General features: G+C 71.9%; 22 protein-coding genes and 1 tRNA gene. 12 read left to right on the forward strand and 11 right to left on the reverse strand.

Annotated elements, in window-relative coordinates:
- Entirely contained in the window at positions 1-1,494 is a 1,494-nt protein-coding gene (locus ACIP37_RS15145; protein ID WP_363588625.1) for a hypothetical protein, read from the reverse strand.
- A 373-nt stretch (positions 1,495-1,867) separates the two neighbouring features.
- Between ACIP37_RS15145 and ACIP37_RS15150 the strand changes: the two genes are divergently transcribed.
- Positions 1,868-2,443 carry a nucleosidase gene (locus tag ACIP37_RS15150; RefSeq protein ID WP_244293463.1) on the forward strand — a complete coding sequence of 192 codons (576 nt, stop codon included), beginning with the start codon at positions 1,868-1,870 and terminating at the stop codon, positions 2,441-2,443.
- Between the two features lie 79 nt (positions 2,444-2,522).
- On the opposite strand, the gene ACIP37_RS15155 is transcribed toward ACIP37_RS15150, so the two are convergent.
- Complete coding sequence (locus ACIP37_RS15155) at positions 2,523-3,443, reverse strand: sigma-70 family RNA polymerase sigma factor (protein WP_363588627.1); 921 nt, start codon at positions 3,441-3,443, stop codon at positions 2,523-2,525.
- Positions 3,444-3,611: 168 nt separating this feature from the next.
- Between ACIP37_RS15155 and ACIP37_RS15160 the strand changes: the two genes are divergently transcribed.
- Positions 3,612-4,142: a hypothetical protein gene (locus ACIP37_RS15160; RefSeq protein WP_363588629.1), complete on the forward strand. Its 531-nt coding sequence runs from the start codon at positions 3,612-3,614 to the stop codon at positions 4,140-4,142.
- Between the two features lie 146 nt (positions 4,143-4,288).
- Positions 4,289-5,086, forward strand: coding sequence for an SDR family oxidoreductase (locus ACIP37_RS15165; protein WP_363588631.1), 798 nt, complete (start codon positions 4,289-4,291; stop codon positions 5,084-5,086).
- Positions 5,087-5,212: 126 nt separating this feature from the next.
- On the opposite strand, the gene ACIP37_RS15170 is transcribed toward ACIP37_RS15165, so the two are convergent.
- Positions 5,213-5,731, reverse strand: a complete 519-nt coding sequence (locus ACIP37_RS15170; protein ID WP_363588633.1) for a hypothetical protein — start codon at positions 5,729-5,731, stop codon at positions 5,213-5,215.
- A gap of 288 nt (positions 5,732-6,019) precedes the next feature.
- Between ACIP37_RS15170 and ACIP37_RS15175 the strand changes: the two genes are divergently transcribed.
- Positions 6,020-6,481, forward strand: coding sequence for a nuclear transport factor 2 family protein (locus ACIP37_RS15175; protein ID WP_363588635.1), 462 nt, complete (start codon positions 6,020-6,022; stop codon positions 6,479-6,481).
- Here the strand turns inward: ACIP37_RS15175 and ACIP37_RS15180 are convergent.
- The 6 genes from ACIP37_RS15180 to ACIP37_RS15205 all read right to left on the reverse strand — a co-directional run bounded on the left by ACIP37_RS15180 (position 6,465) and on the right by ACIP37_RS15205 (position 10,446).
- Positions 6,465-6,722: a hypothetical protein gene (locus ACIP37_RS15180; protein ID WP_400843977.1), complete on the reverse strand. Its 258-nt coding sequence runs from the start codon at positions 6,720-6,722 to the stop codon at positions 6,465-6,467. The two genes, ACIP37_RS15175 and ACIP37_RS15180, sit on opposite strands and share 17 nt — an antisense overlap.
- 170 nt (positions 6,723-6,892) lie before the next feature.
- Positions 6,893-8,038, reverse strand: a complete 1,146-nt coding sequence (gene tgmC, locus ACIP37_RS15185) for an ATP-grasp peptide maturase system methyltransferase (protein ID WP_363588638.1) — start codon at positions 8,036-8,038, stop codon at positions 6,893-6,895.
- Positions 8,035-9,000 carry an ATP-grasp ribosomal peptide maturase gene (tgmB, locus tag ACIP37_RS15190; protein ID WP_363632537.1) on the reverse strand — a complete coding sequence of 322 codons (966 nt, stop codon included), beginning with the start codon at positions 8,998-9,000 and terminating at the stop codon, positions 8,035-8,037. Before tgmB ends, tgmC begins: the two co-directional genes overlap by 4 nt.
- A complete protein-coding gene (gene tgmA / locus ACIP37_RS15195) occupies positions 9,000-9,275 on the reverse strand; it encodes a putative ATP-grasp-modified RiPP (protein ID WP_363588642.1) in 276 nt (91 codons plus the stop codon). The genes tgmB and tgmA overlap by 1 nt, the downstream gene beginning before the upstream one ends.
- A gap of 147 nt (positions 9,276-9,422) precedes the next feature.
- Positions 9,423-9,983: a hypothetical protein gene (locus ACIP37_RS15200; protein WP_400843980.1), complete on the reverse strand. Its 561-nt coding sequence runs from the start codon at positions 9,981-9,983 to the stop codon at positions 9,423-9,425.
- A gap of 13 nt (positions 9,984-9,996) precedes the next feature.
- Positions 9,997-10,446: an ATP-binding protein gene (locus ACIP37_RS15205; RefSeq protein WP_400843983.1), complete on the reverse strand. Its 450-nt coding sequence runs from the start codon at positions 10,444-10,446 to the stop codon at positions 9,997-9,999.
- A 109-nt stretch (positions 10,447-10,555) separates the two neighbouring features.
- On the opposite strand from ACIP37_RS15205, the gene ACIP37_RS15210 reads away from it, so the two are divergent.
- The 4 genes from ACIP37_RS15210 to ACIP37_RS15225 all read left to right on the forward strand — a co-directional run bounded on the left by ACIP37_RS15210 (position 10,556) and on the right by ACIP37_RS15225 (position 13,275).
- The gene (locus ACIP37_RS15210; RefSeq protein WP_400807345.1) at positions 10,556-11,560 is read left to right on the forward strand and encodes a helix-turn-helix domain-containing protein; all 1,005 of its coding nucleotides are present in this window, start codon (positions 10,556-10,558) and stop codon (positions 11,558-11,560) included.
- Entirely contained in the window at positions 11,520-11,654 is a 135-nt protein-coding gene (locus ACIP37_RS15215) for a DUF397 domain-containing protein (protein ID WP_400807347.1), read from the forward strand. The genes ACIP37_RS15210 and ACIP37_RS15215 overlap by 41 nt, the downstream gene beginning before the upstream one ends.
- Before the next feature lie 146 nt (positions 11,655-11,800).
- Positions 11,801-13,129, forward strand: a complete 1,329-nt coding sequence (locus ACIP37_RS15220; RefSeq protein ID WP_400807350.1) for a hypothetical protein — start codon at positions 11,801-11,803, stop codon at positions 13,127-13,129.
- A gap of 62 nt (positions 13,130-13,191) precedes the next feature.
- A tRNA-Leu gene (locus ACIP37_RS15225) sits at positions 13,192-13,275 on the forward strand.
- Between the two features lie 241 nt (positions 13,276-13,516).
- Here ACIP37_RS15225 and ACIP37_RS15230 read toward each other — a convergent pair.
- Positions 13,517-14,188, reverse strand: a complete 672-nt coding sequence (locus ACIP37_RS15230; protein WP_363627994.1) for a TetR/AcrR family transcriptional regulator — start codon at positions 14,186-14,188, stop codon at positions 13,517-13,519.
- Positions 14,189-14,328: 140 nt separating this feature from the next.
- Here ACIP37_RS15230 and ACIP37_RS15235 point away from each other — a divergent pair, with 140 nt between their 5' ends.
- Together ACIP37_RS15235 and ACIP37_RS15240 are read left to right on the forward strand one after the other, a co-directional pair.
- Positions 14,329-15,132 carry an alpha/beta hydrolase gene (locus tag ACIP37_RS15235; RefSeq protein WP_400807353.1) on the forward strand — a complete coding sequence of 268 codons (804 nt, stop codon included), beginning with the start codon at positions 14,329-14,331 and terminating at the stop codon, positions 15,130-15,132.
- A gap of 287 nt (positions 15,133-15,419) precedes the next feature.
- Positions 15,420-16,244: an alpha/beta hydrolase gene (locus ACIP37_RS15240; protein WP_363589144.1), complete on the forward strand. Its 825-nt coding sequence runs from the start codon at positions 15,420-15,422 to the stop codon at positions 16,242-16,244.
- Between the two features lie 424 nt (positions 16,245-16,668).
- On the opposite strand, the gene ACIP37_RS15245 is transcribed toward ACIP37_RS15240, so the two are convergent.
- The gene (locus tag ACIP37_RS15245) at positions 16,669-17,652 is read right to left on the reverse strand and encodes a hypothetical protein (RefSeq protein ID WP_363589146.1); all 984 of its coding nucleotides are present in this window, start codon (positions 17,650-17,652) and stop codon (positions 16,669-16,671) included.
- A gap of 505 nt (positions 17,653-18,157) precedes the next feature.
- Between ACIP37_RS15245 and ACIP37_RS15250 the strand changes: the two genes are divergently transcribed.
- The gene (locus ACIP37_RS15250; protein WP_400807357.1) at positions 18,158-18,907 is read left to right on the forward strand and encodes a hypothetical protein; all 750 of its coding nucleotides are present in this window, start codon (positions 18,158-18,160) and stop codon (positions 18,905-18,907) included.
- 455 nt (positions 18,908-19,362) lie between these two features.
- Complete coding sequence (locus ACIP37_RS15255; RefSeq protein ID WP_400807360.1) at positions 19,363-19,785, forward strand: hypothetical protein; 423 nt, start codon at positions 19,363-19,365, stop codon at positions 19,783-19,785.
- Positions 19,786-20,586: the final 801 nt, after the last annotated feature.

Below are 20,586 nucleotides of genomic sequence, written 5' to 3' on the forward strand. Positions count from 1 at the left end.
CTACCGGTACTCGGCCAGTCGGCGGCCCAGGCCGCGCAGTGCGGCGGCTGCGGCCACCACGCCGAGCAGCGCGGCCGCGAGGGCGGCGAGCCGGAGGTCGCCCTCGGTGCCCTTGGCGGAGCGCTCGAAGTGGTCCTGCTCGGTGGTGGCGGCCTGGTCGAGCGCCTTGTCGGTGGCCTTGAAGGCGCCGTCCGCGGTGTTCGCCTCGGCGGCCGGGTCCGCCGTCACGGTCGCCTGCAGCGCGCCCTGGTAGTCGGCCTGCTGGGTCTCCAGGGTGTGCGCCGCGTCGTGCCGGGTGCGCCACGTCCCGTACTGCCGGTCGGCCTCGCCGATCTGCTGCCGGGCGTCCGCGGGGGCCAGGTCGAGGGCCTGGCGCAGCGAGCCGGAGTGCTGCTCCATCGGGACGTTCGCGGGCTCGCCCCCGGCGAGCTGCCGGGTGATCGTCGTCCACTGGTCCGCGTACGCGGTGGTGGAGCCGCGGGCGACGAGGTTCAGGTTCTCCGCCAGCCGGGCGGAAAGCACCTGCACCCGGGCGGTGTTGAGGGCCCGCAGCGGCTGCGCGCCCTGCTTCCAGCTCTGCTGGAGCGCGGCGTTGGTGGTCAGGCCGGTGACGGCCAGCCAGAGCGCCCCGGCCAGGACGGCGGCGGTGGCCCCGAGCAGGCCGGGGTTGAACACCCGGTTGGTGCGGCGGAACAGCGTCAGCTGCACCCAGACCAGCGCGCCGAGGGTGAGCACCCCCAGGCCGTACGCGGCCCACGGGCTGGACTTCGCCTCGGCGTAGTCCTTGTCCAGCTCGTCGTTCTCGATGGCGGTCAGCTCGGCGGCGCGCGGCAGCAGGGTGCCCTGCATCTGCTCGGAGGCGTACCGCAGGTAGGCGCCACCGAGCGGCAGGCCCAGCCGGTTGTTCGCCCGCGCGGTCTCCACCAGGCCGGCGTAGACGGGGAGTTGCTTGCTCAGCTCGGTGAGCTTCTGGTACGCGGGGGAGCCGATGGTGGTCTGCGCGGCGGCCTTGGTGATCAGGTCGGTGGCCGAGGCCAGATCGTCCTCGTAGTCGCCGCGCACGGTCTTCGTCTCCGCCCCGGCGAGCAGGAAGCCGGTGGCCGCCGTGGTGTCGGCGCGGGCCAGCAGGCGGTGGATGTCGGCCGCGTCCTTGCTCAGCGGCTGGCTGTGCTGGACCACCCGGTCGGCGGCCTCCGCCTTGGTCTCCAACTGCCAGGCGGTCAGCGCGCCGAAGGCCACGGTCAGCACCGCGAGCACCGCCCCGGCCAGTCGCAGCCGGCCCGGCGCCGTCCGGGTGGCGTTCGCCAGCCGGGCCCGCAGGCCGGACAGGCCGCGCGGCGCGGGCCCGGCCGACGGCCGCCGGGCCGGCGCGGCGCCGGGTCCGGACGCCGGGACGCCCCGGACGCCCGGCACGGCCGGCGCCGTGCCCGGCGGGCCGCTCGGCCGTGCCGGGACCACGGCGCCCGGTGCGCCGTTACCTACTGGTGTTGCCACCCGCCTCATCCTCCCCAGGGGTCGGGCCCGCTGTCCGGGGCCCGGCCGATGCCAGCAGTATGGCCGTGACTCCCCGTGGCCACACCCGAATTGCGCCGATCTTGAGCTTGCCCCGCGCGTGCCGCGCACGGGTCCCGCACGCCTCCGGGGCCCCCGCCGCCCGGCGGCCGGCGGTGAACCGTCCGGCGCGGGATGCACCCTATGCGGTTCCTCGGACAGGCCGGAACGGCGAGGTCCGGTTGCCGCGTCGGCGCGCGGGGAGCCGAGGACGGACCCCAAGGCCGGCGGCGGGGGCGGTCCCGCGGTGACGCCACCGGTCCCGGCTCGGTCGGTGCACCCGGTTTCGGCGGACACCCTCCGTACGATGGGCGGCATGCGCCTGCTTGGAACGATCACGCCCGACCGCCCGCTGCTCGTCGTCGCCGTGCGCGAGGAAGCCGCCCACCTCGACGACCGGCTGCCCGTCCTGCTCACCGGAATAGGGAAGATCAACGCCACCGCCGCGCTGGCCACCGTCCTCGCCCAGGGCGAGAAGCCGTCCGAGGTGATCAACCTCGGCACGGCCGGCGCGCTGCGCCCCGGCTGGGAGGGCACCCACCACGTCGTCCAGGTCATCCAGCACGACCTCGACACCCCGGCCCTGCTGGCGCTCACCGGCCGCAGCTACGGCGCCCCGCTGGTGGTCGGCAAGGGCGACGGGCCGGTGCTGGCCACCGGCGACCTCTTCGTCTCCGACCCGGCGGCCCGCGACCGGCTCGCCGAGCACGCCGACCTGGTCGACATGGAGGGCTACGCCGTCGCCGCCGTCGCCCACCGTTTCGGGGTGCCGGTGCGCCTGGTCAAGCACGTCAGCGACGAGGCCGGCGAGGGCGCGAGCCACACCTGGCGCGAGTCGGTCGACGCCTGCGCCCGCCACCTCGCCGACTGGGTCGTCGCGCAGGGCTGGTGACGGCGCGTCCCGGGGACGCGCGGCGCCGACCGGCGCGGGCGGGTGAGAGGGCGGTCGGCCTCCCTCTCGCCCGCCGCGTTCAGCCGCGGAACGCCGAGAGGTCCAGCGCCGCCAGCCGCTCCGGATCGGTGAGCACCTCGATCGCCGCGATCGCGCCGTCCACCACGGTGAACGCCATGACCGACAGCGGCCGCCCGCCCTCGCCGATCGCCACCGCGCCCGCGGCGCCGTTGACCAGCGCCGGGCGGGCGAACGGCGACAGCCCGCCCCACAGCACCGGCTGGTCGGCCACGGCGGTCGCGCCCGCCAGCACCACCGGGTGCCCGGCCCGCACCGCGCCGCCGTCCGAGCGCAGCACCACGCCCGGGGCGAGCACAGCCACCAGCGCGCCCAGGTCGCCGGCGCGGGCGGCCGCGAAGAAGCCGTCCACGGCGGCCTGCTGACGGCCCGGGTCCGGGTCGGGCGCCGGCGCCTGGTCCTGAACCCGGCGGCGGGCCCGGTCGGCCAGCCGGCGGGTCGCGGCCGCCGTCCGCTCGATCAGCGGGGCGATCTCGGCGAACGGCACCGCGAACAGGTCGTGCAGCACGAAGGCGACCCGCTCGGCCGGGGCCAGCGACTCCAGCACCACCATCAGTGCCAGGCCCACCGAGTCCCCGAGCAGCACCTCCTGCCCGGGGTCGGCCACCCCCTCGCGCCGCAGCAGCGGGTCCGGGATGCGCGTCGGGCCCGGCTCACCCGCCTCGGCCTCCGGCGGCTCCTCGCGGCGCAGCTCCCGGCCGCGCAGCAGGTTGAGGCAGACCCGCGAGACCACCGTGGTCAGCCAGCCGGGGAGGTTCTGCACGTCGGAGGCGTCGGTGCGGTCGTAGCGCAGCCAGGCCTCGTGGACGGCCTCCTCGGCCTCGCTCACCGAGCCGAGCATCCGGTACGCCACGGCCCGCAGCCGGGGCCGCTGCGCCTCGAACAGTGCGGCCCGCTCGTCCGGAGGTAATTTCTCGTCCACCGTGTCACATTCCTTCGCCGCTGGGGGTCAGAGCAACAGGAGCCACCCAACAACGGCTGCGCCGTGGAGATCAACTCCCCACCCGGGGCGAGTCGGAGACGAGGGCTGGCGAACACCCCCGATCGGCCGCCGTCGTGAGTGTCACCGCCGAGTTCTAGGCTGGCCGCCATGCCGACGACCCCGCTGCTCGACGTGATCCGCGCCAACCCCGCCGCCCTCGACTACCTGGCCTGGCCGGGCGACCTCAGCCTCGACCACTACCCGCACGTCGAGGAGGTGGTGCTCGCCTCCGGCGAGGCCCTGGAGCCGGTGGCCAAGGACGGTGCGGGCGGCACCTTCTTCCTGTGCGGGGAGGGCGGCGAGGAGCGTCCCGTCCTGTACGCCGACTCGGAGGGCGGCGCGGCGGTGCTGGCCGTCGGGCTGCCGGAGCTGGTCCGGCTGCTGCTGGCCGTGCCGTGGTGGCGGGACTGCCCGCGGCTGACGGTGGAGGAGAGCGCGGAGGCCGCGGAGGAGTACCTGGAGGACGAGCCCGGCCTGTACGCGGAGCGGGACGCGGCCGCCGCCGCGCTCGGCCTCGAAGTCCCGGGCGTGGCAGCGGCGTTGGCCCGGCTGCGGGAGGTCGCGGTCGGACTCGGGCCCGCGTACGTCCTGCTCAACGCCGAGGAGGGCGGCGCGTACGAGCCGTTGTTCCGGGCCTGAGCGGGTGGTCGTGCGGGTGGTCGTGCGGGCGGGTGGCATCAGCTATCCGGCCCCGGGCATACATGAAGGGTTGTCCGGCATCGGGTCGTGACGGCGGGAGACCGGCCCCGGATCCGACCGGGGGCGGCACGAGGAAAGAGGCGATCGTGGGCGAACTGGACGGCAGGACGGCACTGGTGACGGGCGGCTCGCGCGGGATCGGGCGGGCGGTGGCACAGCGGCTCGCCGCCGACGGGGCGCTGGTCGCGGTCCACTACGGCGGCAACGAGGCGGCCGCCGCGGAGACCGTGGAGCTGATCGCCAAGGCAGGCGGCCGGGCGTTCGCGGTGCGGGCCCGGTTCGGCGAGAACGGCGCGCTGGACCAGCTGTTCGAGGGCCTCGCCGCCGGGCTGGCGGAGCACGGCGAGCCCGGTGGGGACGGCGGGGCAGGCCTGGACATCCTGGTCAACAACGCGGGCATCCACCTGGCCGGGTCGATCGGGCAGCTCACGGAGGAGGAGTTCGACCGGTTGATGGCGATCAACGTGCGCACGCCGATCTTCGTGATCCAGCGGGCGATTCCGCTGCTGCGGGACGGCGGGCGGATCGTCAACGTGGCCTCGGCGGCCACCCGGATCGGCTCCCCGGTGCAGATCGGCTACACCGTCAGCAAGACGGCGCTGGTGGCCCTCGCCGCACCGCTCGCCAACGAGCTCGGCCGGCGCGGGATCACCGTGAACACCGTCAACCCCGGCGTGATCCTCACCGACATGACGTCCCAGTGGACGGGCGTCCCCGAGGCGATGGCCGGGCTCGAATCGATCACCGCACTCGGCCGGATCGGCCAGCCGGAGGACGTCGCGGACGTGGTGGGCTTCCTGGCGGGCCCGCAGGGCCGCTGGGTGACCGGCCAGACCATCGACGCCTCCGGCGGCACCTTCCTCGGTCCGATCCCGCCCGCGTAATCCCTCTGGGTGTCGAAAGGTCGGCGGGGTGGCAGCCCTCAGCGCCGCCACCCCGTTCGCTTCTCGGCACGGAAGGTGGGGTTCATTGAGCCAAACCCCACCTTGGGGTGATGTGTTGAGGCAGCGTCAGAACGCCGACGGAGGCTGAAGGAGCAGATCGAGGACGGACGTCCAGTGCTCGTCGGGTGCGGTGACGATCACGTAGCCCTCCTGACCGGGGAGGCGGGGGATCAGGGCGCTGCGGCAGCCGTGGCTGTGGTGGATCTCGACGGGGACGGGCTCGCCGTCCAGGCGGATCTCGCCGGCGCTGATGGATTCGGGGTCGAGCGGGCCCAGGTGGTGGCGCGGGTCGATGCGGCCGGAGTTGCCGAGGAAGTTGAAGAGCTGTGATCCGGGGGTGGTCAGGGACTTCACCCGGAAGCCGTCGGGGACGGGCCGGGAGGTCTGGACGATCGCGATGAGCTCGCGTTTCAGGTGGTAGTTCAGATCGACGTGGCAGAGGTAGCCGTCGCTGCCCATCCGCCCGAGGAGGACGAACCACTCGGGCGGCGCGTCGCGCAGGACGGCGATCCGCCCGCCCCACTCCTCGGCGGTCTCGCGGTCGGTGGGGATGTGGAACTTGCGCGGCTCGCTGCTGCGGAACACAGGGATCCCCCAACTGATCGGTGAAAAAAGGTTCTTGGGTCACCAGTAGACCCCGACATGCCCGCGCGCGAGTGAGTTCCCGCCCGGCGCCCGCCCGGGGTGGTCGTCCCATCCATCATGTTCCTCCGATCCCGTCGTCGACCTTCACGTAAGGTGCGGTCAAGCGGGCCTCCAAGTCGGGTGTCACAAGCGGATCTTGGAGGCCATGGCCACATCCGCACACCCGAAGTCCCGGCCCATCGCCCGAAAGAGCTCGGCCGTGTGGTGACCGAACGGAGCCCAAGCGCCATGTCGGATATAACCTCCGCCAGCCCCGGCCCTCGTGAGGTCCTGGCCCGCTACCAGCGGGCGATGCTCGACAAGTCCGCGGACGACCTGGCCGATCTCTACACGGTCGACGCCGTCCACGAGTTCCCGTTCCTCTCCCCCGGTATGCCGGCGCGCTATGAGGGACGCGAAGAGGTCCGCGCGGGCTACCGAGCGGCCTGGGGTGCCAGCCCGGCGCAACCGCAGGAGATCCGCGAAGTCGCCGTACACGAGAGCACCGACCCCGAGGTGATCACCGTCGAGCAGGTCGTCACCGGGACCGTGACCACAACCGGCCGGACCTTCAGCATTCCCGGCCTCCTGGTGATCCGGGTCCGCAACGGCCGGATCGTGCACGTCCGCGACTACATGGACGGGCTCGGTGTGGCCCACGCGATGGACCGACTGGCCGCCTTGGTCACCAGCCTCAGCGACCGCCACTGAAACCCAGCGGCAAGGTGGCCAGCACCTTCGTCAGCGACGCCACGTCGTACACCGTGTCCGGGCCCGGTCGGGCGTCGCCGCACTCGGGGGCGACGACGCCGGAGGCCAGGTAGCCGGGCTCGGTGTCGTGGGTGCCGTGGGCGATGACGCCGCCGGGGACGGTGGTGTCGGCGGTCATCAGGTCCAGGCAATCGCGCAACTCGGCGAGCGCGGTCGGGTTCCACGGCACGGTGAGGGTCATGGCCGCTCCTGGTGGACAGTCAGCTGGTCTCCGGGAGCGGCCAACTTCGGCAGTGGACTGCTGCATCCGTGCCGCAGGTGGTACGTGCCTCGGATCGTAGAGGCGCCGTCGGCCGCCAGGCGCCGGCTGATCGGCGTGGCGGGCTGGTCAGCGTGCTGCTGGGGCCGGGTTCAGATCGGCAGGTCCCAGCCCGGCCCGGTCTCGCTGCCGATCCAGACGCGCTGCCCGGAGGGGGAGACGGTGATGCCGAACTCCTCCTGGTGGGGTTCGCCGGCTGCCCGCCAGGTCTCGACGGCCTGTTCGACCCGGTCCCAGAGGGGCAGTGGGCCGCGTTGGACCACGGTCCATCCGCCGCCGTCGGGGTCCGGCGTGGTCCGGGCCTGGGAGCCGGTGGCTACGTCGGAGAGGATCTGGTGGCCGTCCGCGCCCATGCGTTCGGCGGAGGGGGCGGCGAGTTGGGCGATCCAGCTGCCGGTCCAGGTGCCGATGACCGCGGGGTCGATGCGGGTCGGCCGCTCGGCGCCGGGCAGCAGGGCCAGGCTCGGGCGGGGCGGCCGGTCGTGCGGGCGGGCGATCATGAAGCTGGTGTGGCCGGGCAGGAACCGGCCGGTGGCGCTGCCGGGGCCGGTGACGGTGAGCAGGGCGAGGCCGGAGGCGTAGCTCCAGCCGGAGAGCGTGACGAGGATCTTGCCGCCGGGCTTCACCTGGTGCAGCCAGGGCAGGGGGAGGTGGCGGACCGCGCAGGTGGCGATGAGCCGGTCGTAGTCGCCGCCGTCGGGGTCTCCCCGAAGGCCGTCGCCGACGATCAGCCGGGGGGCGTAGCCGGTGGCCTTGAGCGCGGATGCGGCGGCCTCGGCCACCACCGGGTCGTATTCGATGCTGGTGAGGTGGGTGTCCCCGAGGCGGTGCGCGCCGAGGGCGGTCGAATAGCCGGTGCCGGTGCCGACCTCCAGGACACGGTGCCCGGCCCTGGTGTCGAGCTGGTGCCACATGCGCAGGACGAGGGAGGGGAGGGTGGACGAGGAGGTGGGCGAGCCGGGGACCGGGGCGCCGTCGACGTCGCGGGGGCGGGTCCGGCCGTCCAGCTGGGTGATCAACGTCCGGTCGGTGTAGATCCCGGCGAGCCACCCGGGCGAGGTGTCGAGCACCGCCCGGTAGCCGGTCGGTGAACTGCCCGGTACGGCCTCGAAGTAGGCGCCCGCGAAGGCCTCGCGTGGGACGGCCTCGGCGGCCTCGCGCCACGCCGGGTCGGTGAGCGCACCGTCCGAGGCGAGCCGGTCGACGAGGGCTGCGCGCAACTCGGTGGACTGGTTCACGGGTTGGGTCCCTTCTCTAGCTGGTTGGCGATGGCCTGGGCGATGGCGTCCGTCACCTGCTCGGGTTGCCAGGCCCATTGGCCGTTCGGGTTGCACTCCAGGAACTGCCAGGAGCCGTCGGGTGTCACGGCGAAGTCGAATGCGCCGTACACGAGGCGGAAGTCGGCGAGGTAGCCGGCGATGGACCGCGCGACGGGCGGGGGGACCGTGACCGGCGTGCAGGACATCAGGTTCTGCCGGCGCCGCCAGTCGAGGTCCGGGCTGGCGATCCGGAGCCCGAACAGCCGGTCGCCGACGGCCGTCACCCGGGCGTCGAACGCCTTCACCACCGTGGCCTGGAACAGGTGGGGGCAGACGGCGACCGCGTCGGTGATCTCGCGGGGTTCCACCTCCCGCACCCACACCGTCCGGGGCGTTCCGTTCACGGTGTACGACGTGTTCCACAGCGGTTTGTAGACGACCCCGCCGGTGTGCTGGGCAGCAAAGGCGCGCGCCTCCGCCGGGTCGTTCGTGATCAGGGTGTCCGGGAGCGTGAACCCGAGCCGCTGCGCGCTGGCCAGTTGCGCCGGTTTGTACTCCGCGGCCCGATTGTGCCAGGGGTGGTTGACGTAGTGCGCCCCCGGAAGGGAGGCGAGGATGCCCCCGGCACCCCACAGGGACTGCGTGGCGGCGAAGCGCCGGTCCTGGCCGTGCAGTTCGGGCGGTCCCTCGTAAGGGGAGGGACGTCGGACCCAGACCGAGCGCACGTGGGTCAGGTCGAGTTCCCGGCTCGGGGTGCGCAGGGTGCCCCGCCGGCCGCCCGTGCGGTACGCGGCGGTCAGCGAGGCACCCGTGTGCAGGTCGGTGCCGGGGTCGAGGCGAAGCACGCGAACGCGGCGCTGCGCGAGGATGCGCAGGACCACGTCGGTGGTCACGTCGTGAGGGTTGGTCAGCACCAGCACCGACCCGCGTTGGTGGGTCATCAGCCGGCGCTCTGGTCCTGGTCGTAGGACTCGGTGGTGTCCGAGTCGGTGGACCCGCCCGGTCCGGCCCCGTCACCGGGCCTGGTCGTGGTGGGCGTGAGGCCGCTGGTGCTGGTGCCGTGAGCGCCGAACTCGACCGTGCGGCCGCTGCCGTCCACGATCACGGCGATCTGCGTGTCGGGGTCGATGACGGGGGTGCCCGAGGGGACCGTGGTGGTCTCCGGGAAGGGGCGCATCCTGGTCGTGCCCCACGGCGGGGCGAGGGTGTGTGCCATCTGGCGTCTCCGTTTCGGTGTGTCGGTGTCCGTCCGGTGTGTCCGGTGGGTTGCGGGGCCGCGCCGGGACGGACGGCGGAGATCGGCCCGTTCGGCGCCCGATGCTCCTGTAACGCGCTGGCGGGTCGAGGGTGTTGGGGCGGCGCGTCAGCATGGCGTGGCGGCCTTGGCGCGGGTGCGGCAGTGGGTGAGGGCGGGTTTGAGGCGGGGGTCGGGGTTGGGGGTGGCGGTGAGGAGTTCGCCGGCGGTGGTGAGGGTGGTCCAGTAGTGGGTGGGGTCGCCGGTGGTGGGGTGGGGTTGGGTGGCGGTGAGGGAGAGGTAGGCGGTGGTGAGGTTGCCGGTGGTGAACCAGCGGGTGAGGCCGTGTTGGTGGCCGGCGCGGATGCTGCCGTGGGCGTCGATGGCGGTGAGGAAGAGTTCGATGACGGCGAGGTCGCGGTCGTCGGGGGTCTTGGGGATGTCGAAGACGCCGAGGGCTTCGAGGAGTTCGCCGGTGTCGTTCTCGGTGCCGGGGCGGGGGTTGGCGAGGAGGGCGTCGAAGCAGTCGTCGAGGCGGCGTTGGGTTTCGGCGGCGGGGATGCCGAGGGCGGTGCAGACGGCGCGGGCTGAGCGCAGGGGCTCGCGGGTGCGGCGCGCGAGGGTGGCGTAGGCGTCGGCGGGGGTGGAGCCGGTGTCGAACAGGTGGCGGGCGGTGAGGGGGAGTCGCATGGTGGGCACCTGTTCAGACGGTGAGGAGGGTGGAAGTGGGGGAGGGTGCGGGGGCGATCAGGGCCCAGACGAACTTGCCGACCCCGCCGGCGCGGGGGCAGCAGCCCCACTTCTCGGCGAGTTCGTTGACGAGGAGGACGCCGCGTCCGTGTTCGTCCTCGGGGGTGGGGGTGTGGAGGGAGGGGCGGCCGGTGCCGGCGTCGTGGACTTCGAGGCGCAGGCGGTCGCGGACGAGGGCGAAGCGGATCTCGATGAGGCGGTCGGTGGGGGCGTCGGTGTGCTGGACGGCGTTGGCGAAGAGTTCGCCGAGGAGGAGTTCGGCGGTGTCGCGGTAGCGGTCGCCGGTGGGGAGGGCGGCGAGGTAGGCGCGGAGCAACTGCCGGGCGACGGGGGTGGATTCGGTCCGCGAGTCCAGGCGCGCGGCGAACGTTCGGGGGCGGGGCGCGGTACGGATTTTGAGCATGGCGGGGCACCTCAGGGGGCGGATGGGGGCGTGCGAAGGGAGTGCGACGTAACGCTATGCACGCAAAAGATCGCTCTCAGGTATCAATCATCGGGGTGCCGGAGTTACGGTGGCGACCAAATCCGTGTGGAGAGAGCGGTGGCACCTGAGGGGGAAACGCGTGGCACATCGGCGTCTTGAGAGCGGACCTACGTCTAGCCCGGCGGAGATGTTCGGCGAAGCGCTTCGTTTTGCACGGGAGCAGGCTGGCTACACGCAGGAAGGCCTGGGCAGACTCCTGCACTGTCACCGGACGGCGATCACCCGCTGGGAGGGCGGCAGGCGGCCGATGGATCGGGACACCGTGGAGAGAGTTGACGCTGCACTCGCCATGGGGGGCCTGCTGGTTCGGCTGTGGGAGCGGGTGGACTGGCATGCGGACATCGAGCACCCTGACTGGTTCCAGAAGTACGTGGAGCTGGAGGAGGAGGCCGTGGCGATTCGGGTATTTCAGTACCACCGAATCAATGGCCTATTGCAGTGCGAGGAGTACGCGCATGCGGTCTTCTCGAACGGAAGCGGCCGTGAGAATCCGGAGTTGGTGGCTGAGCGAGTCGCAGCGCGACTGAGCAGGCAGGATCGATTCCTGGCGTCCGATGGCCCGATGTTGCTCGTGGTCCTCCATGAGAGCGCCATCCGCAGTGTCTACGGCGGCCCCGGAGTGATGTGGAAGCAGATGGAGCACCTTCTCGCCCTGGGTGAGCGGCCGAACATCAGCATTCAGGTGGCGCCCTTCAATCTCCCGAGCACCCGGCTTCCTGCTACGTCCGTGTTCCTGCTGCAGATGCCGGATGGGAAGGAGTGGGTCTACTCGGAGAGTCTCTATCGAGGGCACTTCAGTGATGCACCGTCAATCATTGCGGAGCACCGGCGGGATCTTGACTTTCTGCGCGGAGATGTACTCTCGGTGGGCGACTCTCGTGCACTGATCGCCGACGCAATGGAGAGGTATCGGTATGACGAGCAGCGAGCCCGGCGTGACCGGGTGGCGGAAGAGCAGCTACAGCGCGGATCACGGGGGCGAGTGCATCGAGGTGGCCCCCGGGTTCCTTCCCGACGTGATCCCCGTCCGTGACTCCAAGGATCCCGACGGCCCGGCCCTCGTCTTCCCCGCCGCCTCCTGGGACTCCTTCATCGCCTCCGTCCGGGCCGGGGACTTCCCTGCCTGACCGGTCAGTTCCGATCGCCTGACAACCCCTCTCGAACAACTTCGACCACTCTGCGTGTTCTGTCGATGCGGTGCGTAACCGTGCAGTTACAGTCACCCGCAGTGCACGAGTGGTCCCTGTTCGACCCAACAGAGGCGGTAGCAGTCATGGCACCAGAACCCCGTATCGACGTAGCGCCGACGGCCCTCAGTGAAGGCCAGGCGGAGCCCAGCAAGGCCGAGTTGGCGGAGGTCGCCAACTCGCTCACGCCCGGCGTCTGGTTCACCAGCGCGCTGTCGGGCGAGGTCGCCGGTCGCGCCGCCGACGTGACGTGGGAGCTGACCGGCTCGCCCTACGAGGGGCAGACGGCGACCGGGCAGGCGGCGGTCTACTACGCCAACCCGAAGTTCGGCCTCCGCAAGCCGTTCCTCTTCGCGGACGGCTTCAACTACGGCCCGAGCGACCTCCCTGGCCTCTTCGCCTACTTCAACACCGTCGCCGACGGCGGGCCGGGCCTCTTCGACCAACTGCTCAGTGCGGGCTACGACATCGTCCTGGTCGGTTTCACGGAGCGCCACACCCACATCCAGGCCAACGCCGAGGTCGCGATCGCGGCCATCCTCCGGGCCATCGCCGAGCGCAAGGGCGACGAGCGGCTGACCGTCGGTGGGGTGAGCATGGGCGGCATCATCACCCGCTACGCGCTCGCCAAGCTGGAGACGGCGACCGTGGACCACGAGACGGCGACGTACCTCTCCTTCGACTCCCCGCACAACGGCGCCTGGATCCCGCTGATCCTCCAGCAGATGGCCTACTTCTTCGAGGGCTTCACCCCGGCCGGCCCGGACGGCGTCAAGCAGGCCGACCTGATCCGCAGCCCCGCCGCCCAGCAGCTGCTCTGGGCGTGGGTCGAGAACTCGAAGTACGAGGGCCCGGTGGCCACCTCCAGCCGGCTGCGCAAGGAGTTCCTCGCCGATCTCGACCGGGTCGGCAACTTCCCGCAGATCCCGCGCAAGCTCGGTGTCTCCAACGGTCGGCGCGACGGCGTCGGCCTCCCGCTGCCGGCGGGCGAGGTGGCGTTCGACTGGCAGGCCCTGTTCGCCAGTGCCACGGCCCGCTTCCAGCCGAACAAGGGCGAGAAGCAGCCGGTCGGCGGCATGCACCTCGCCCTCACAGTGCGCCGCAGCACCACCACCGAGGTCCCGGCGCTGGACGCCGTCCCCGGCGGCACCCTGGACTCCTTCGGCAAGGTCGCGACCGCCCTCAAGGCGAAGATCTCCGAGGAGTACCGCAGCGGCACCTTCGTCCCGGCCGTCAGCGCGGTGGCGCTGGACTTCGACCCGGTGAAGTGGGACGTCGACCCGGCCGCCGCGATCACCGACGCCGCCCTGGAGAACGCACACCTGGACGCCGTGAAGTTCGACGACGCCAACACCGAGCACAGCCACGTCTCCCGCGTGCTGGTCGACTGGATCGTCGAGCAGCTCGCCCGCTGACGCCTCCCACCTGGTTCGGAGCACCCCCGCGGATGGGCTAAGCTATTCCACATCACCCAGATGCGCGGGTGGCGGAATAGGCAGACGCGCTGGATTCAGGTTCCAGTGCCCGAAAGGGCGTGGGGGTTCAACTCCCCCCTCGCGCACATAGGTCAACCGACCCAATGCGGCCGGTCAACCCGACAGTATGTCGGGTTGACCGGCCGTTTTGCTGTCGATGCATGCGTTCGGCCCCTCGCTTGGTTGCGAGGGGCCGTTGGTGCTTTGGCTGGTCAGGTGGGGTTTGTGGGGTGGGGTGGGTTAGGTGGTGGTGTGGTGAAGCACGCGCGAAATCACCGAACACCCGTGTGACCTCGGACCGGTTGAGCAACTCGACAGTCACGGACATCACCGGGTCGCGACCGGCGACCCATCGTCCGAGAACCGGCCGGCTGCCTCCTGTCGCGGCATTGAGGACAGTCGACGTCGAGGCAGGCCAGTCCGGGGCGCGTCGGCTCCCGCGTGAGCCTGCTCCAGGACGGCGGCCACCGCCCCGGACAGCGCGCTCCGCGCGGCCTGGGGCGTGGTGAAGCGGCTGTGGTTCATCGCACCGTGGCGCAGGATCAGCAGCGTGTCGGCCGCGCCCTCCGGGTCCGGGTGGCCGACGGCGGTGAGGAGTTCCAGCAGCCGCGCGCGGAACCAGTCCATGTGTTCCTGGATGGCCTGGCTGACGGGATGGTGCGGGTCGGGGTAGTCGGCGGCGGCGTTGATGAGCGGGCAGCCACGGAAACCCGGTGCGCAGAACTGCTCCGCGATCCCCGCGAACAGGGCCTCGACCGTCTCCCGCGGGGAGCGCCCGGTCGCCGCGGCGGCTTCGCGGAACGCCCGGTCGTGCTCGCGGACGTAGGCGAGGACCACCTCGTCCTTGGACGGGAAGTGCCGGTAGAAGGTCGCGTTGGCGACCGCCGACTCGCGGATCAGCTGGTCGATGCCCACCCCGCGCACGCCCTGCGCGTAGAAGAGCCGCATCGCCGCGGCCAGGATGCGCTCCCGGGGCGGACTGGAGTCCTTCGTCGTCATGACTTGACGCTAACAGAAGGAACGTTCTACCTTGAGTTGGCAGAGAGAACGCTTCTTCTACTTCACGGGCTGGACCGCCGTGCCCCGGCCGGCCACCACCCCAGACCCCCGAACCCCCCTTCGCCAGGAGAGACCCCGCCATGCCCAGCAACCGCACCCCGGTCATGTTCATCCACGGCCTCTGGCTGCACTCCACGAGCTGGCAGGGCTGGGCCGACCGGTTCCGCGACGCCGGCTACGAACCGATCCTCCCCGAATGGCCCGGCGTCCCCGCCACCGTCGCCCAGGCCCGTAGGAACCCCGACCCCCAGGGCGGAATCGGCCTCGCCGAGATCTCCGCCCACCACGCCCGCATCATCCGCGACCTCGACACCCCGCCCGTCCTCGTCGGCCACTCCGTCGGCGGCTTCATCGCCCAACACCTCCTCGGCCAGAACCTCGCCCAGGCCGCCGTCGCGATCTGCCCCGGCCAGATCAAGGGCGTCAAAGCCGTCGGCCCCGCCCAGGCCAAGTCCGCCTTCGCCTTCCTGCGCAACCCCGGCAACACCAAGCGCGCCGTCTCACTCAACCCCGAGCAGTTCCGCTACGCGTTCGCCAACGCCGTCTCCCAGCAGGAATCCGACCAGCTCTTCGACGAATGGACCATCCCCAGCCCCGCCCGCCCCCTCTTCCAACTCGCCCTGAGCAACTTCGCCCCGCACTCCCCCGCCAAGGTCGACACCCGCAACGAGAGCCGCGGACCGCTCCTCCTCCTGTCCGGCAAGCTCGACCACACCGTGCCCGACGTGCTGACCCGCTCCACCCACAAGCAGTACCGCAAGTCCCCCGCCGTCACCGACTACCACCGCTTCGACGACCGCGGCCACTCCCTCACCGTCGACCACGGCTGGACCGAACTCGCCGACCACACCCTCACCTGGCTCGACCAGCACCACATCGGCTGAACAGCCGGCCCACCCCCAGGTGCGGCGCCCTGCCCCGCGTGCCACGGGCAACGGCATCAAGGTGACGCCACGCGTCGAACCGCCGGACCGCCTCCCGGGGTCGGTCGAGCGGACCCACGCCTGCCGCCCGCACGCCAAGCCGGCCCACGGCAACATCCCGGCCCCTCCGGCCGTCGAGTAGCCGCTTCCGTTGACCGACGGAGGTGCGCGCCACGCTGCGCACCCGCCGTTTTCCCCCTACGCCCGGCCGCCTTCCCGGCCGGGTCATCTCCTCCCTAAGGAACATCATGCGTAATCGCCGTGTCCGTGTACGTACCGTGGCCCTCGCGGCAGTCGGGGCAGCCCTTCTCGGGGCCACCCTGACCCCCCTCGCGTCGGCCGACTCCGGCCCGGCCAAGGCGAAGCCGACCGTCGTGCTGGAGCACGGAGCGTTCGCGGACGCCTCCGGCTGGAACGGCGTGGCCAAGCGCCTCCAGCACGACGGCTACACCGTCATCGCTCCCGCCAACCCGCTGCGCGGACTGCCCGAGGACTCCGCTTACCTCACCAGCGTCCTCAAGAGCGTCCAGGGACCGGTCGTGCTCGTCGGCCACTCCTACGGGGGCGCCGTCATCACCCAGGCCGCCGCCGGCAACCCCCAGGTCAAGGCACTGGTCTACATCGCCGCGCTGATGCCCGAGAAGGGAGAGGTCCTCGGCGCGCTGACCGCGAGGTCCACTCAGGCGCAGTTGCAGCCCGCGCTCAAGCCCGTCCCGTACGCCAACGCCGACGGCACCGGCGGGACCGATCTGTACATCGATCCCGCCCGGTTCCACGACGTCTTCGCAGCCGACGTCCCCACTTCCGAGACCAACCTCATGGCGGCCGAGCAGCGGCCCGTCACCGCCGCCACCTTCGCCTCCACCGCCAGCGCCGCCGCCTGGCACACGATCCCCTCGTGGGCCATGATCGCCACCCAGGACAAGACCCTGGGCGCGGACGTGGAGCGCTTCGAGGCCAAGCGCGCCGGCTCCCACACCGTGGAGGTCGACAGCTCACACGTCGCGATGATCTCCCACCCCGCGGCCGTCACCCACCTCATCGAGGACGCCGCCCGCTCCACCTCCCACTAGCCTCACACTTCGTGACGGTCCGCCGAATTCACCTCATCCGGCGGGCCGTTCGGCTTGTCGAGGTCATAGCGGGCGGGCGGCCCGGCCGCCGCGCCGAGTGGGCGCTCAGGAGTGGGGCGGCGGTGTAACGGGCGTGGGCCCCGGCCCACGTGTTCTCGGCCACGAGCGCCGGGGCGGCGGGCAGGTCGAGGCAGTCGCCGCAGGCAGAGCTGCGAGGTGTTCCCTTGCTGGTCCCTCTATCCCATGTAGAGGGACCAGCAAGGGAGTAGCGGTGAGCGAGGGGGACATGGCGGACGCGGCCCTGCCCGTGAGGCTGCGCGTCGTGCCGATGCTCTGCGCATCGAGTCGGAGATGTGGTGTCGGCCGGCCTGGCGGGCGTGCGGTCACCGTGGCTGCCGCCGGGCGTGGCTGCGCTGGTCGTGGGTCAGGTGGTCTTGGTGCGCTGGTCGCGCTGGTGGCGCCAGGTGGCCATCTGGCCGTAGATGCGGATGCGGGCGCGGGCGACGGCGCCGATCGGCCGGTGGTCCTGGAGTGCGTGGGCGATGCTGAAGGTGAGTTCCTCGGCGAGCTGGTTGCGGGCGGCGGTGCGGAACTCCTGCCGGGGGATGGTGACGGTGGCGACCTTCACCAGCGGGGCCTGGTCCGTGCCCCATGCGACGGCGATGTCCTCGACGGGCATGGTGTCGGGGTCGGTGCGCAGTTGGACCATGAAGTCGAAGGTGGCGTCAGTCTGGGTGAGGTGCTCCTGGAGGTGGTCGCCGAGGTAGTGGTCCTGGTGCTTCTCGCGCCCCGGGCTGGTGTACGTCGAGGTCGGCACGAGGACGTACTTGACGACCTGGTCGGGGCCGAGCAGCGAGGCGGTGTTGCTCCAGTAGTGGATGTCGGCGGGTGAGGTGGGGGTGATGACCGCCTTGGCCAGGCCGGCGAGGACGTGCGGGTGGCTGGTGAGCATCTTGGCGGCGAACTTGGCCGGTTCGAGGGTGATGACGTCGTGGAACAGCTTGACGGTGCCGAGCGGGATGGCGGGGGTGTTGAGCAGGATGAAGTCCTGGGTGGTGGGCTCGTCGCTCTCGGGGATGCGTTCGCCGGGCACGTCGTGCAGTTTGATGGCGGCGCCGCGCAGGTCCTTGACGTCGTCGGACTGCGGTTTGCCGTTGCCGCTGGAGAAGCGCAGCCACCCCTCGTAGGTGTGCGGCCGGGCGAACACGCCGACGCGCAGGTTGGCCGGCAGGTCGGGCTCGACCGCGAAGGTGATCTTCACGAGCCCGGTGTGCTTGGCGTGGGCGGCCCGGCCTGTGGCGCCGGGCGGGTAGTCCTTCTCCTGCTGCCGGTTCATGGCCTCGATCATCTCGGCCACGAGTGCGTCCTCGTTCGGTTCGGGCGTCTCGAACCTGGTCAGTGCGCTCATGCGGGAGTCCTTCCGGAAGGTGGCGCGGGGGCTGCCTTGGCGCTATCAGGCTGCGGGCCGCCGGAGCACGGGCGCCACGCGAGGGGGCCGCGACGGGGCCAGGTGGCCGACATCAGGCCGCCGCCGACTGGTTCGGGTGCGGATCGCCCGTGCGAGCCGATCCACGCCACGCCACTTGGAGTGTTCATATGGGCACTCAGTGTCATTGGAATGCTGTGGCGTGGGGCCCTCCAGTGATCACGCCCGACTGGAACGGAGGCGGTATGGCAGGGATCAGACGCGGCCCATCGCGCGGCGCTCTCGCCGCGGCGATCGGGCTGGCGGTCATCGGCGTGACGGCGGGCTGGGGAGGAGGCGCGGCACTGGCCTCCTCCCCGACACGGGACACGGCGTCCGTCAGGCCCGCCGCCGCCTCGCCCGCGAACGGCGCGGGCGAGAGGTCCGGGACCCGGGCGCTGACCTGTCCGCCGACGCCTCTGCCCAGATCGCACTGACCAACGTGACGGTGACCGACCTGACGCCCGGCGTCACCGTCTCCGGCTGCGGAACCAACCAGCTCGCGCCCGGCCAGTCCACCACCTGCCAGGCCACGTACGTCACCACCGCCGCCGACGTCGCCGCCCAGAACGTGCCCGACCAGGGCCAGGTCACCGGCACCACCCCCAGTGGCCAGAACATCACCTCCACCAGCAACAAGGTGACCGTGCCCTTCGCCGGGCTGAAGATCGTCAAGGCCGTCCAGGAGACCTCGTTCTCCGCCGCCGGACAGGCCCTGCACTACACCTTCACCGTCACCAACACCGGTGACACGACGATCAGTTCGCTCGCCGTGACGGACTCCGGCCCAGGCACGCCGGCCGTCTCGTGCCCGGTGACCACCCTGGCCCCGGGCGCGTCCACGACCTGCACCGCGACGTACTCCACCGCCGAGTCCGACGTGCAGGCCGGGAAGATCACCGACACCTCTACCGTCACCGGCACCACCCCCGACGGCACCCCGGTGACGGCGACCAGCAACACCGTCACCATCGTCGCCTGCACCCCCTGCGAGGACCAGGACCACGGCGGCTGCGACGGCCACAACCCGGGCGGCCACGGCGGCTGGGGCGACCACCCCAACGGCGGGATCGCCCTCGCCCACGCCGGCACCCAGGTGCGGACCGCCGGCATCGCCGGAGGCTGGCTCCTGGCCGTGGGGGCACTGCTGACCTGGTTCGTCCAGACCCGCAAGCGCCGGAGCAACGGCACCAGGTAAGCCCGGAACACGGCACCGGCCAGGACGACCCACGGCCGAACACCGGATGCCGGATGCCGGATGCCGACGGAACACGCGGCCCGGGAACCCCAGGTTCCCGGGCCGCACCACCACCCGCGACGAACACCGGACCACGCCGCCACAGCCACCCCGCACCACCCCTGTCAGGGCGCAGCGGCTCCCGGAGCGGCCTGCTCCAGCACGTGGGCCACCGCCGCGGACAGTGCGCTACGCACGGCCTGGGGCGCGGTGAAACGGCTGCGGTTCGTCGCGCCGTGGTGCAGGATCATCAGCGTGGCGGCCCCGAGGTGCGTGTCGGGGTGGCCGGCGGTGGCCGGCAGGCTGCGCGACCTCTCAGCTTCAACGCCCAGGGGATCAAGGCCGAATGGAGCAGTTCGGCGGGCAGCTGTGTCTGGCCGAGTCCTAGCGTGAGACTCCAGGAAGCATGCACAGAGATGGAGATCACTATGGGATCGCTGAAGACTGCCACCGGTTTGATGGCTGGCGCCCTCGCTTTCGCGGGACTCTGCGCTCCCACGGCTCAGGCCGCGGCCGCGACCCCGTTCCCGGTCACCATCGATATCTTTCCCCTCGTCACTTATGTGGGGAACGCTGCCGGCGTGGGGTTCACCTACAACTGCTCGGTGTCGGTGGGGAAGCTGCGCATCGTGGCCTCGTTGACGCAGCCGAGCGGCGCAACTGGTTCCAACTTCGCCACCAAGTACACCTGCACCGGTCAGCCGAAGACGGTGGTCATCTCCGTGAACCCGAACGGGGGCACCGGTAGCTGGGTGGTCGGGGCGGGAACCGCCTCAGTCAAGATCCAGGGAGCCGGTTACACCCCCACCACGGTCACCAGCCCTGTTGAGCTCCTCTGACGAGACCGGCTCGATCACGCGTCGTCAGCAGGGGTCTTTCGACCGCACGACCCGGGAACGGCACTGCCGCGGCCAGGGCACCGTGCACGCACAACCCGCGTCAAGCCGTAGTGGCCTCGCAGGTCACGCTGCCGACGGACGTGGATACCACCCCCGTGAGTGTCGTCCCGTACCGCTCGCCACCAGGGTGTCCCAGAGCGGGTCGGGCTGGCCGGGCACCGTCCTGTCCATCGCCCGCCACGCGGCGGCCAGCTCCGCGTAGATCGGTTCGCAGGACGGGGCCAGGGCCGTTTCGGCCGCAGGCTGTGCGCCGGCGGTGATCGACTTCCCGGTCGCGTCGTACCGGCCGGGTGCCGGCGCGGGGCGGTGACGGCCCGCTGGCGGCAGTGCTGTGCTCACCTGCGTTTCAACGAGCCGGCCGGGGCGCGGGTACGCGCCCCCGGCCATACAGGGGACGCGGGTCATGGGGTTTGGGCCGTTGGTGGCACGAGCGGATGCCTGCCGTCCCGGTGCGCCTGCCCCCACGCTCTGCGGCGTGGCCGAGTTCGTGAGTGAGCGACAGCGCGGGCTGGCGGACGCGTCCTCGGGAGCGGGTTGTGCGCGAAAGGTTCCGTGTGCGGGCCGAGGGTTGCTGAATTGAAAGACATCTCCCGCCCGGGGGCCTGGTGCGCGGGTGTGGGGGGGGGGGGGGGCCCCCCCCCCCCCCACCCCCCGGGGGCCGGACCCGGGGCCCCGAGCGGGGCGGGAGTGGCGGGGGGGGGCCGGGGGGGCGGTCGCGGGGGAACAGAACGCTACACGGGG

Origin of the sequence: Kitasatospora sp. NPDC088861 (assembly GCF_044750105.1) — a bacterium.
Taxonomy (GTDB): Bacteria; Actinomycetota; Actinomycetes; order Streptomycetales; family Streptomycetaceae; genus Kitasatospora.